General features: G+C 66.9%; 12 protein-coding genes. All 12 read left to right on the top strand.

Annotated features, from left to right (window positions below; all coding sequences use genetic code 11):
- The first annotated feature begins 48 nt into the window (after positions 1 to 48).
- Genes ACHAA3_RS02640 through ACHAA3_RS02585 form a run of 12 tightly spaced genes read left to right on the top strand, consistent with a single transcriptional unit; the run spans position 49 to position 12,384 of the window.
- Complete coding sequence (locus tag ACHAA3_RS02640) at positions 49 to 423, top strand: cupin domain-containing protein (protein ID WP_435707383.1); 375 nt, start codon at positions 49 to 51, stop codon at positions 421 to 423.
- On the top strand, positions 420 to 1,283 hold the full coding sequence (locus ACHAA3_RS02635) for an MBL fold metallo-hydrolase (protein WP_435707382.1): 864 nt from the start codon (positions 420 to 422) through the stop codon (positions 1,281 to 1,283). The genes ACHAA3_RS02640 and ACHAA3_RS02635 overlap by 4 nt, the downstream gene beginning before the upstream one ends.
- Before the next feature lie 53 nt (positions 1,284 to 1,336).
- Positions 1,337 to 2,464 (top strand): sugar ABC transporter substrate-binding protein, encoded by a 1,128-nt coding sequence (locus tag ACHAA3_RS02630; RefSeq protein ID WP_435707381.1) that lies wholly within the window; start codon positions 1,337 to 1,339, stop codon positions 2,462 to 2,464.
- 3 nt (positions 2,465 to 2,467) lie between these two features.
- Positions 2,468 to 4,042, top strand: coding sequence for a sugar ABC transporter ATP-binding protein (locus ACHAA3_RS02625; protein ID WP_435707380.1), 1,575 nt, complete (start codon positions 2,468 to 2,470; stop codon positions 4,040 to 4,042).
- Positions 4,039 to 5,076: an ABC transporter permease gene (locus ACHAA3_RS02620; RefSeq protein WP_435707379.1), complete on the top strand. Its 1,038-nt coding sequence runs from the start codon at positions 4,039 to 4,041 to the stop codon at positions 5,074 to 5,076. The genes ACHAA3_RS02625 and ACHAA3_RS02620 overlap by 4 nt, the downstream gene beginning before the upstream one ends.
- A gap of 36 nt (positions 5,077 to 5,112) precedes the next feature.
- Positions 5,113 to 6,222 carry a Zn-dependent alcohol dehydrogenase gene (locus tag ACHAA3_RS02615; RefSeq protein WP_435707378.1) on the top strand — a complete coding sequence of 370 codons (1,110 nt, stop codon included), beginning with the start codon at positions 5,113 to 5,115 and terminating at the stop codon, positions 6,220 to 6,222.
- A 30-nt stretch (positions 6,223 to 6,252) separates the two neighbouring features.
- A complete protein-coding gene (locus ACHAA3_RS02610) occupies positions 6,253 to 7,734 on the top strand; it encodes an aldehyde dehydrogenase family protein (RefSeq protein ID WP_435707377.1) in 1,482 nt (493 codons plus the stop codon).
- Complete coding sequence (locus tag ACHAA3_RS02605; protein WP_435707376.1) at positions 7,727 to 8,434, top strand: GntR family transcriptional regulator; 708 nt, start codon at positions 7,727 to 7,729, stop codon at positions 8,432 to 8,434. Before ACHAA3_RS02610 ends, ACHAA3_RS02605 begins: the two co-directional genes overlap by 8 nt.
- On the top strand, positions 8,431 to 9,513 hold the full coding sequence (locus tag ACHAA3_RS02600; RefSeq protein WP_435707375.1) for an alkene reductase: 1,083 nt from the start codon (positions 8,431 to 8,433) through the stop codon (positions 9,511 to 9,513). Before ACHAA3_RS02605 ends, ACHAA3_RS02600 begins: the two co-directional genes overlap by 4 nt.
- A gap of 11 nt (positions 9,514 to 9,524) precedes the next feature.
- Complete coding sequence (locus tag ACHAA3_RS02595) at positions 9,525 to 10,262, top strand: SDR family NAD(P)-dependent oxidoreductase (protein WP_435707374.1); 738 nt, start codon at positions 9,525 to 9,527, stop codon at positions 10,260 to 10,262.
- The gene (locus ACHAA3_RS02590) at positions 10,259 to 11,026 is read left to right on the top strand and encodes an SDR family NAD(P)-dependent oxidoreductase (protein ID WP_435707373.1); all 768 of its coding nucleotides are present in this window, start codon (positions 10,259 to 10,261) and stop codon (positions 11,024 to 11,026) included. The genes ACHAA3_RS02595 and ACHAA3_RS02590 overlap by 4 nt, the downstream gene beginning before the upstream one ends.
- Positions 11,023 to 12,384, top strand: a complete 1,362-nt coding sequence (locus ACHAA3_RS02585) for an FAD-dependent oxidoreductase (RefSeq protein WP_435707372.1) — start codon at positions 11,023 to 11,025, stop codon at positions 12,382 to 12,384. The genes ACHAA3_RS02590 and ACHAA3_RS02585 overlap by 4 nt, the downstream gene beginning before the upstream one ends.
- The last annotated feature ends 3 nt before the right edge of the window (positions 12,385 to 12,387 follow it).

The following is a 12,387-nucleotide window of genomic DNA, read 5'->3' as shown; positions in this document are numbered from 1 at the left end:
CGATCTAGCGTGATGCGAGTCATATTCTTTCGACAGAGAGTCGGTTGCATGTACGCGTGTTCGTGGTCCGAGGTGCCGGTCGTCGAAGGCCTGCCCAACAACTTCCGTCAGGCGGTTGCCGGGCGCGAGATGAGCGTGAACCGAATTCGATGGACGCATCCCACCGAGCTTCCGTTCCATGTCCACGACGACGCTGAACAGGCCATCGTGATGCTCGAAGGTCGCATCGAGTTCACGATCGACGAGGTCGACATGGTCCTGTCCGCCGGCGACGTGGCGTTCGTGAGCCGCGGCGCGGTCCACGGCGGGCGCAGCATCGAGGGCGACGCGGTCTTCGTCGAGGTCTTCACGCCGCTCAAGGTCGACCTGCTGCCCGGCTTCCTGGGAACACCGAATCCGGCGCCACAAGGAGAGTCCGCATGACGTTGCAGCAGATCACCAGCCGGGTGCGCGTGGAGACGGCGCACCTGGGTAGCAACAACTCGATCATCGTCGGTGACGACGGCGTCATGCTCGTCGACAGCCCCCACCGGCCCACCGATGCGATGCGCTGGAACGAGACGGTGGCGGCTTTCGGGCCGACCCGGTTCGTCGTGAACACCGATCACCACCCCGACCACACGATCGGCAACTTCTGGCAGGGCGGCGAGGTCGTGTCCCACCGCGGGACGCGCGAGCGGCTGCTGGTCGACCCGCCGACCGATGAGTACCTGCGGGACCTCTTCTCGCGCATCGACCCTGACGCCGTGGCGCTGGTCGACGACTACAGCGTCCGCGTGCCCAATGTCGTGTTCAGCGAGCGACTCGACCTGCATGTCGAGGGCGCCAGCCTGGAGCTCACCTTCAGGCCGGGCCACACCGCGAACAGTCTGTTGGCCTGGTTTCCGGGTGACGCGGTGATCTTCAGCGGCGACATCGTGTGCGAGGCAGGCCTGCCGTCCTTCCAGGACTCGCGGCTCGTCGACTGGTTCGACGCCATCGACGCGGTTGCGGCCTACGACTTTGAGTTCCTCGTCCCCGGTCACGGGGAGGTGGCCGACCGCGCGGTCGTCGATCACTACCGCCAGCTCGGCAGGGAAGTGGTTCAGGAGGTGTCGTCGGTCATCTCGGCCGGGCACTCCCGGGACCAGGCGTGCGATGAAGTCCGATTCGAGGACAACATCCACGTCGACACCGATGAGTACGTCGGTTATCCCGACTCGCTCGTCGAGATGTTCCAACGCCGTTCCATCGCGAGGATCTACGACGACCTGATCGAAGACCCCAGCCTCGCGAACCGATAATTCCCCTGTTTGAAACCCAGTTAATCCCCCTCCTCACCCCCTATGGAGAACTGATGAAGATCAAGAAGCTCACTGCAGTAGCGGCGGTCGCCCTGCTGACGCTCGGAGCCTGTGGCTCCTCCGGCGACTCCTCGTCGGCGGGAAGCGATCCCGAGAAGGCCGAGGCAGCGCGCGAAGCTGTCGAGGCGGCGAAGGCCATCCCGGGAACCGACAATCTCGGCGAAGCCATCGACGTCAGCTCATTGGAGGGCAAGTCGATCCACTCGATCCCGATCGACAGCAAGGCCGAGTTCTACGCCGTGGGCGAGAAGGCCATGAAGACCGTCGCGGAAGAGGCTGGTGTCGACTTCGTGACGTTCCCGTCCGATGGCACCCAGACCTCCTTCCAGCAGGGGATCCAGCAGGCGATCAACGCTGACGCCGGAGCGATCTTGCTGAACGGACCGCTCGCGGAGACCCTCGGGCCGCAGATCGATGCGGCGAAGGAGGCCGGTATCCCGGTCATTCCACTGCACCTCAGCGACGCTGACAGTGAAGGCACCCCCGGCCTGGAGTACGAGGCGTTCGCCCCGTTCAACCAGGGAGCTCGGCTCTTCACCCAGTACGCGATCGCCAACCTGGAGGGCGAGCCGGTGCACGCACTGGTCATCGAGGTCTCCGAGACCGGACCCTCCGAGGGAATGGTCCAGACCATCGAGGACACCCTCGCTGAGGAAGGACCGGAGGGATCCACGGCCACGGTCGTCAACGCTCCAGTCGCCCAGTGGTCCACCCAGGTTCAGGGGCTGGTCCAGTCCGCACTCCTGAAGGATCCCAAGATCAACGCAGTCCTGCCGATCTACGACTCGATCGCGCTGTACGCGGCTCCGGGGATCCAGCAGTCCGCGGGAAACCGGGACGTGGGAATCTACACGTTCAACGGCACGCCGGCGATCCTGAAGATGGTCAAGGACGGCAGCGTCGAGGTCAATGTCGCGGAGAACCCCGACTGGGTCGCCTACGTCAACATCGACGTCGCCTTCCGCGCCATGCTCGGCGAGGACCCGATCGAGGGTGAGACCGGCCCGTTGCGCCTCATCGACGCCTCGAACGTCGACGAGACCGGCACGCCGCCGGAGAGCGGCAAGGGCTTCGGCGACGAGTACCCCGACGCGTTCCTGAAGCTCTGGGGGCTGTCGTAACCCATGCCTGACATCCAGTCGGACGTCCGCAGCAGCGGGGCGGCCACCGCCGCCCCGCTGCTGCGGGTCACGTCCCTTCGCAAGGCTTTCAGCGGTGTGCCCGCCTTGCGCGGCGTCGATCTCGACGTCCGCCCGGGCGAGATCCACGGTCTGCTCGGTGCCAACGGCAGCGGAAAGTCGACCCTCATCAAGGTGCTGGCCGGCTTCCACGACGCCGACGGCGGTGAGGTCAGCATCCACGGCCGCCAGTTGAAGAGCCCGTTCGGAGCCCGCGGTCTGCGCGACGAGGGCATGGGTTTCGTGCACCAGGACCTCGGCCTCGCGCCAGCAGGAACGGTGCTCGAGCACATGGCGCTCGACTCCGCCGGCGACGCCCGAGGGCTGCGCCGAATCGAGTGGAGCAGGGAGCGCGACCGTGTTCGCGAGCTGCTCGACCGCTTCGAGGTGCAGGTTGACGTCGACGCCACGATCGACACGCTGACTCCGGTGCAACGTGCGATGGTGGCCGTCGTGCGGGCCGTCGGTGGACAGGAGCTCGGCGACGACTCCGGGCGGCGCGGCCAGATCCTCGTGCTGGACGAACCCACCGTCTTCCTGCCTCGCCACGAGGTGGGCCTGTTGTTCGACCTGCTGCACCGGCTGCGCGAGAACGGCGACGCCGTGCTGCTGGTCAGTCACGACCTCGACGAGATCATCCAGGTCACCGACCGCGTGACCGTCTTCCGCAACGGCGAAACCGCCGGGACGAGAGACACGGCGACCTCGACCCGCGACGATCTCGTCCAGCTGATCCTCGGATCTCGCAACGATCGGGCCGCCAAGGCCTCCGTGGTGGTCACCGATGGCAGCGAGCCGCTGCTCTCGGCCCGGGGACTGACCGGAATGCGGGTCCGCGACCTCGATCTCGACCTGTTCCCGGGCGAGGTCGTGGGCGTGACCGGACTCGCCGGCTCCGGGTTCGAGGAGCTTCCCGAGCTGCTGTACGGCGCCAAGCAGGCCCGGAGCGGTCAGATCACCCAGGACGGCCGGACCTTCTTGAACCCTCGGCCGATCGACTCGATGGACCGCGGCGTCGTCCTGATCCCCGCTGACCGCAAGGGTGAGGGAGGTGTGCTGGAACTGAGCGTCATGGAGAACATGTCATTGCCCTTCCTGACCGGCCGCGCCAAGGGATTTCGCGTCGACTGGAGCGCGATCGAGCAGCAGGCGCAGGAAGCGTGCGACCGGCTCAACGTCCTCCCGCCGAAGCCGTCGGCCCAGTTCGGACACCTCAGCGGCGGCAATCAGCAAAAGGCCCTGTTGGGCAAGTGGCTGGACACCGCTCCACGCGTCATGCTCCTGAGCGAGCCGACGCAGGGTGTCGACATCGGAGCGCGTCGCGAGATCTTCCGGCTCATCCGCGCCGCCGCCGCCGACGGCATGGCCGCGCTGTGTGCCACGTCGGACTACGAACAACTCGTCGAGATGGCTGACCGGGTCATCGTCCTCAGTGAGGGCCGGATTCATTCCGAGATCCACGGAGACGACATCACCAAGGACGCACTGGCGTCCGCCGTCTACTCAGAGGAAGCATCATGACCACCACCTCGCCGGCACCTTCCGGAAACAAGTCCGCTCGTCGAGTGGCAATGAAGCGTCCCGCCGAGCCGGAGCGGTTCGCGCTGCTGGGTGTCTGGGTCGTGCTGATCATCGTGTTCAGCATCATCGTCCCCGACACGTTCCCGACCACGGCCAACGTGTCGAACATGCTGGGGTCGCAAGCGGTGCTGCTCATCTTGGCGCTGGGGCTCATCATTCCGCTGCGGACCGGAGACCTTGATCTGTCGATCGCCTCGACGTTGAACCTGTCGGCCGTCGTGGTCGCGGTGCTCAACGTCAATCAGGGGTGGAACATCTGGGCCGCAGTCCTCGCAGCGATCGTCGCAGCGCTGCTCGTCGGCGTCGTCAACGGGCTCATCGTGACGCGGTTCGACATCGATCCGCTGATCGTGACCTTGGGCATCGGGACGGTCGTCCAGGGCCTGATCTACCAGATCTCCGGGTCGGTGACGATCACCGGCGTCGATCGGGACCTGTCCGACGTGATGCTGACGCAACCGTTCCTGTCGATCCCGCTGGACTTCTACTACGCGATCGCCCTGTGCATCGTCGTCTGGTACGTCTTCGACCACACCGCGTTCGGACAACGCCTGCTGTTCGCCGGGCAGAGCCGCGACGTGGCCCGTCTCAACGGCGTCAACGTCCCCCGCCTGCGAGTGGCGGCGCTCATGTCGTCCGCCGGAATCGCCGGCCTGGCGGGCGTGGTCTACGCCGGCACCACGGCGAGTGCCGACCCGGTCTCCGGCGCGGCCTTCCTGCTGCCTGCCTTTGCCGCGTGCTTCCTGGGTTCGACGGTGCTGAAGATCGGTCGCTTCAACCCCTGGGGAACTCTGATCGCGGTGTACTTCCTCGTCACCGGCATCACCGGTCTGCAGCTCATGGGGGCCCAGCAGTACGTGCAGCAGCTCTTCTACGGCGGAGCCCTGGTCATCGCCGTCGTCATGTCCAAGCTCGTCAGGAGCCGAGGCGAGCGGCGTCGCCGCATCGATGTCCAGCCTGACGTTTCATCCTGACCCCCTACCTGTCATCCCTCGAAAGGCAGAACCATCATGAAGACACGCGCAGCAGTCATTCACGCCATCGGCGAAGAATGGAAGGTCCAGGAGCTCGATCTCAACGAGCCGGGCGACAACGAGGTTCGCATCAAGGTCATGGCCAGCGGACTGTGCCACTCCGATGATCACTTCGTCACCGGCGACCTCGCGGTCGACCTGCCCATGGTCGGGGGGCACGAGGGAGCAGGCATCGTCGAGTCTGTCGGCTCGAAGGTCACCAAGGTCAAGGTCGGCGACCATGTCGCCACGCTGTTCATCCCGGCCTGCGGCCAGTGCGAGTACTGCGCGCGCGGCATGCAGTACATCTGCAACAACGGCGCCGGCATGGAGACCGGCATGGGCATGGACGGCAAGGCCCACTTCCACGACGCGGACGGCAAGGCTGTCGGTGGTGTCACCCGCCTCGGGAGCTTCTCGAACTACCTGGTCTGCCACGAGATGCAGACCGTCAAGCTCCCCGAGGACATTCCGTTCGAGCTGGCCTGCCTGGCCTCCTGCGGCGTCGCGACCGGTTTCGGCGCCGCGGTCAACGGAGGCGTCAAGCCCGGCGACGTCGTGCTCGTCCTGGGTCTCGGTGGCGTCGGCGCGAACGCGGTCCAGGGTGCGAAGCACGCCGGCGCCGACCACATCATCGTCATCGACCCGGTGGAGTCCAAGCGGGACCATGCCACGGTCTTCGGGGCCACCGAGTTCTTCACGTCGATCCCCGAGGCGCAGTCGCGCATCGACCACCTGACCAACGGTCAGGGCGTCGACGTCGCACTCATCGCGGTCGGTCGCGTCGACGGCACCATCATCGGCGACGCCTTCCGGGCGGTCGGCAAGTCCGGCACCTGCGTGCTGGTCTCGGTCGGCCAGGCGGAGGAGGGCATCGCCATCAGCCCCCAGGACTTCACGAACTTCGCGAAGCACTTCCAGGGCGTCATGTACGGAAACTGCAACCCGACGGCCGACATCCCGAAGCTGCTGAAGATGTACACCGACGGGACCCTCAAGCTCGACGAGCTCGTGACCCGCCGCTACGCATTGGACGAGATCAACGAAGCAGTCGCCGACATGCACGCGGGTCGCAACATCCGCGGCGTCGTGATCCACGAGCACTGAGCCAACCCACGTCACAGGAGACACGATCTGATGAGCACTTCCTCGCACCCCGTCGACCCCTCGAAGGCGATCGAGCACACCCAGCTGCTGATCGACGGAGAGTTCGTCGACGCACTGGACGGCAAGACCTTCGAGACCCTCAATCCGGCCACCGGCGCCGTCATCACCCAGGTCGCCGAGGGTGGTGCCGCTGACATCGATCGGGCCGTCCAGGCCGCGCGTCGGGCGTACGACCACGGCCCCTGGCCGCGGATGAAGCCCGACGAGCGCGCCGCGGCCATCTGGAGGCTCGGCGATCTGTTGCTCGCCGACGCCGAGGAGATCGGCCGCCTGGAGACCCTCGACCAGGGCAAGCCCTACTCGCAGGCAGTCGGCGGGTACGTGCCCGCAGCCGCCGCGCTCTTCCACTACATGTCGGGCTTCGCGACCAAGCTCGAGGGCTCGACGATCCCGATCTCGGCGCCGGGTCGGTACCACACCTACACCCAGCGTGAGGCGCTCGGCGTCGTCGGTCTCATCGTGCCGTGGAACTTCCCGCTGAACATCGCGGCGTGGAAGCTGGCTCCGGCGCTCGCAGCGGGCAACACCGTCGTCATCAAGCCGGCGGAGGCGACACCGCTGTCGACGTTGCGGCTCGGCCAACTGTGCCTCGAGGCCGGCATCCCGCCCGGCGTGGTCAACGTCGTCGCTGGCTACGGGTCCACGGCTGGTCAACGCCTCGCCGAACACCCCTTGGTCGACAAGGTCTCGTTCACCGGGTCCACGGCCACCGGCCGCCGCATCCTGGAGGCGGCCAAGGGGAACCTGAAGCGGGTGACGCTCGAGCTGGGAGGCAAGAGCGCGAACATCATCTTCGCCGACGCCGACATCGAAGCCGCGATCGCCGGATCCACCGACGGCATCTTCAACAACGCCGGCCAAGCGTGTGCCGCCGGATCGCGCCTCTACGTTCACGACGACGTGTACGACGAGGTGGTGGCTGGGATGGCTGAGAAGGCACGTCAGATCAAGGTCGGCGACGGCTTCGAACCCGACACGGAGATCGGACCGCTGGTGAGCCTCGAGCACTTCGACCGGGTCAGCGGATACCTCGACATCGGCAGGGGCGAGGGCGAGGTCGTGACCGGCGGGGCCCGGGTCGGCGAGCAGGGGTACTTCATCGAGCCGACGATCTTCGCCGGGGCGGCGCAGGACTCACGGATCGTCAAGGAGGAGATCTTCGGACCGGTGGTGGTCGCTTCTCGATTCCGCGACACCGACGAGGTCATCGCGATGGCCAATGACACGCGTTACGGCTTGTCATCGGGCGTGTGGACCCGCAACGTCAGCACGGCGCACACCGTGGCCTCGCGCATCCAGGCTGGAAATGTGTGGGTGAACACCTACGGGGTGTTCGACGCCGCGATGCCCTTCGGAGGTGTCAAGGAGTCGGGATGGGGCCGCGAGATGGGCCACGAGGTCATGAACGACTACACCGACGTCAAGACGGTGTGCGTCAACATCGATGGCTGACAGCCACCGGCTCGACGGCGTGCTGCCGATCGACCGCAGCAACCTGACCCTCGCCGACAAGGTGGAGGCACGGCTGCGCCACCAGATCGTCCAGGGGGAACGTCCCACCGGATCACGGCTCAACGAGGTCGAGATCGCCACGGACCTCGGCGTGAGCCGAGGTCCGGTGCGCGAGGCGATGCAGCGACTGGCCCACCACGGGCTCGTCACGCTGGAGTCGCACCGCGGCGCCTTCGTGCGCCGACTCGACCTGCACGAGGTGGGCGAGCTGTTCGAGGTCCGGATCGCCCTGGAGTGCGAGGCGGCCGAGCTCGCGGCGCTGCGGATCGATGACGTGGGTCTGCGAGAGCTGACGCTGCTGCAGGAGGCATCCACGTCCACGGGGCACCACGGGCCTCAGCCGGGTGTCTTCGACCATCTCGACCTGCACACCTTGGTCGTGCAGCATGCCGGCAACGGTCGGCTCCAGCAGGCCGTGGCCCAGGTCAACGGCGAGCTGCGGCTCGCCCGGTCGCGGTCCGGTGCCACGGGGGAACGCGCGAAGGAGGCCGCGGACGAGCACCGTGAGCTGATCGGGTGCCTGACATCGCGAGACGGCAGAGGCGCTCGCGCGTGCATGCGTCAGCACCTGTTGGCGTCCTTGAAGAACACCATCCAGATGCTCCAGGTCGCCGCCGACCTGAATGAGAGGAAGTCATGACCGAAGCACTTTTCTCACCCTGGCGGCTCGGCGAGATCGAGCTGGGCAACCGCGTCGTGATGGCGCCGATGACCCGCAACCGCGCCGATGTCGACGGGGTGCTGCCCGACAGCGCCGTCGAGTACTACCGCCAGCGTGCCGGCGCCGGTCTGATCGTCACGGAGGCGACTCAGCCCAGTCATCAGGCACAGGGGTACCCGGGTACGCCCGGCCTGCACACCGATGCCCAGCAGCACCAGTGGGCCAGGGTCGCCGACGCGGTCCACGAGGCCGGTGGACACGTCTTCATCCAGCTGATGCACACCGGCCGGGTGGGGCACCCCAGCCACCGACCCACGGCGACACCGCAGCTGGCGCCGAGCGCCGTGGCACCTGATCTGGAGGTCGCGACGGCCGACGGGCAGATGGTCCCCGCCGACACGCCGGTGGCGATGACGGTCGACGACATCGCGCAGACCATCTCCGATCATGCCGATGCGGCTGCGCGCGCAGTTGCGGCCGGAGCCGACGGCGTCGAGCTGCACGGGGCCAACGGGTATCTGCTGCACCAGTTCCTCTCCCCGTCGACCAATCACCGCACGGACGAGTACGGCGGAACGCCCGAACGGCGAGCACGGTTCGTCGTCGACACGGCTCGAGCGGTGGCTGATCGGATCGGTGGGGATCGGGTCGGCCTGCGTCTGTCGCCCGGCGGGAAGTTCAACGACATGAGCGACCGTGGCAACGAGGAGACATATCTGTGCCTCGTCGATGCCCTCGCCGACACCGAGCTGGCCTACCTGCACACGTTGCGCGGTCGATCCTCCACACTCCATGAGGAGCTGAGGCGGCGTTGGCGGTCGACCTACGTCATCAACACGGGCTACATGGGATCCAGCGAGCTGGAGGAGGTCGCCCCGATCGTGGCGGACGGTGTGGCCGACCTCGTCAGCGTGGGTCGTCTGTTCATCTCCAATCCCGACCTCGTCCAGCGGTGGCGTGCGGGTATCCCGCGATCGACGTGGGACGAGGACACCTTCTATGCCGGCGGCGACCGAGGCTACATCGACTACGCGAGCCATCCCGGCTCGCAGGAATGAGAGGAATCGACATGGTGGATCTGACAGGCAAGGTGGCCGTCGTCACGGGCGGGGCTTCGGGCATCGGAGCATCGACGGTCGAGGTGCTGCGAGCCGCCGGTGCGACTGTGGTCCCCTGGGACCTCACCGACGGGTCGGGAGTGGTCGGTGTGGACATCCGCGACTCCAGCTCGGTGGCAGCGGCAGCCGAGGCCGCGGTGGCCGAGCACGGCGGTGTCGACATTCTCGTCAACTGTGCCGGCATCATCACCGAGAACCTCCCGGCGCATGAGGTGGACCCGGACGACTTCCGGCGCACCTACGACGTCAACGTGGTGGGTTCGTTCAACACGAGCAAGGCCCTCTACGCGACGTTGAAGGCGTCCGGCTCTGGTGCCATTGTCAACGTCGCCTCGCAGGCTGCACTGGTCAGCCTTCCCGATCAGTCGGCCTACTCCGCCTCCAAGGGAGCTGTGGCCGCACTGACCCGTTCGCTTGCCGTCGACTGGGCGCCGGACAACATCCGAGTCAACGCCGTGTGCCCCGGGTTCACCCTCACACCGATGGCCAAGCAGCAGATGACCCCACAGCTCGATGCCGCAGTGTCGCGTCGTGTCCCGCTGGGTCGCATGTTCGAGCCCGAGGAGATCGGTCGGACGATCGCATTCCTGGCCTCCTCGTGGGCCTCGGCCGTGACCGGTGTCGTGATGGCCGTCGACGGCGGCTGGACTGCCGGCGAGCCGGCGCTGCCCATGGGAGGCGAGTCATGAGCGGCCGCTTCGACGGGAAGATCGCCTGGGTGTCCGGTGCGAGCTCAGGAATCGGACGAGGTGCCGCAGAGCGACTCGCGTCCGAGGGTGCCACCGTGGTGCTTCTGGGGCGTGACGTCGATCGTCTGGCTGAGGTCGCGGCGTCCTGTGGCAACCGCGCTGTGACGGCCGCGTTCGATGTCGCTGTCCAGGAGGAGGTCGATTCACACGTGCCGCAGCTCCTGGCCGATCACGGGGCTCCGGACGTCGTTGTGCATGCCGCAGGCATCACGGTGGTCGGCGCTCTGGATGCTCTGTCCCCGCAGGAGTGGCACCGTCAGATGGACGTCAACGTGACCAGCGTCTACCTGCTGAACCGGCACGTCTGGCCGGCCATGACCAGCCGGGGCGGATCCATCGTCACGCTGGCCTCCACCGCGTCCTTCGCAGCGTTTCCCCAAGATGCCGCGTACGTCGCGTCGAAGGGCGCCGTGCTGGCGATGACCAAGGCGATGGCGCTCGATGGCGCCGCGCACGGGATCAGGGTCAACGCGGTGTGCCCGGGGTTCATCCTGACTCCCAATCTGCAGGGATTCTTCGACGCTCAGGACGACCCCGCCGCCGCTGCGGCCGGTGCCGCCGCCGCAGCCCCCTTGGGTCGTATGGGCGACGCGGCCGATGTTGCCGCAGCCGTGGCGTTTCTTGCCTCGGACGATGCATCGTTCGTCACCGGGACGTCGATCCTGATCGATGGTGGACTTCTTGCCAAGGTGCCGACTGCATGAGCGCGGACGTGGACGTTGACATCGTCGTGGTGGGTGCAGGTGGTGGAGGGCTGACAGCCGCGCTGGCCGCCGCGGATGCCGGTTCCTCCGTGGTCGTGCTGGAGAAGCTCGACAAGGCTGGCGGAAACACGGCGTTGTCGACGGGATCCATTCCGGCGGCCGGGTCACGCTTCCAGCGCGAAGCAGACATCGCCGACGACCCGGCTCGGATGGCGGCCGATCTCCTGCGCCAGAGCGGTCCTCACGAAGCGGAGCATCTCACCCATCGGCTGGCGGAGGCGTCGGCCTCTCTGGTCGAGTGGCTGGTCGATGACCACCAGATTCGGCTCGACCTCATCACGGACTACAAGCATGTGGGCCACTCCGTCGAACGTCTCCACGCGCCAGCCTCGCGACGGGGTGTGGATCTGGCCGACGATCTCGTTGCGGCGTGCGGACGTGCTGGGGTCGACATCGCCTTGGGAAATCCGGTCACCGAACTCCTCGTCGAGGACGGCGCCGTCGTGGGCGTCGTGGTGGACGGCCCCCGCAGTGGTCGATACACGATCCGGGCCAGATCGGTCGTTCTCGCAGCCAACGGTTATGCCGCCAATCGCGATCTGCTGGCTCAGTGGGCGCCCGACCTGGTCGGCTTGGAGTACTTCGGGGCGCACGGGTCCACCGGTGAAGCCATCGAATGGGGATTGGCGATGGGTGGCCGACTGCGCAATCAGGCTGCCTTCCAGGGGTATGCCGCGGTTGCCTATCCGCACGGTTCGATCCTGTCGTGGACCACTCAGGAGAAGGGCGGCGTCCTGGTCGATGCCACCGGATCGCGTCTCGGTGACGAGATCGTCGGCTACTCGGGCTTTGCTGCCGAGGTCTTGAAGGGGACCGAGCCGATCTGGGCCATCTACGACACGCGTATTCGCGACATCACGCTGCGCGAGGACGAGTTCGCAGACCTCGTCGAGATGGGCGGTGCGCGTGAGTGCAGCTCGGTTCAGGAGCTTGCCGACGTCACGGGAACACCCGCAGAGGCGCTGGCCGCAACGCTCGATTCCTACGAGGCGTCAGCGCTGGGCGAGGAAGCCGATGAGTTCGGCCGCGCAGACTTCGGTCTGGCGCCACTGGTGCCGCCCTACGTGGCGTCGCGTGTGACGCCCGGTCTGTTCCACACCCAAGGGGGCCTCGACGTCGACGCCGACGGGCGTGTCCTCACCGGCGATGGATCATCGGTTCCAGGACTCTTCGCCGTGGGCGGGGTTGCGGCTGGTATCAGCGGGCGCATGGGCGGTCGCGGCTATTCATCGGGTAACGGACTCCTCACCGCGATCGGTCTTGGCCGGCTTGCGGGTTCGGCGGCGGCACACCGATGATGC

The organism is Aeromicrobium sp. CF3.5, assembly GCF_051262695.1.
Classification (GTDB): Bacteria; Actinomycetota; Actinomycetes; order Propionibacteriales; family Nocardioidaceae; genus Aeromicrobium.
The sequence above is the reverse complement of the archived record's forward strand: the minus strand, read 5'-3'. Positions and strand labels throughout refer to the sequence as shown.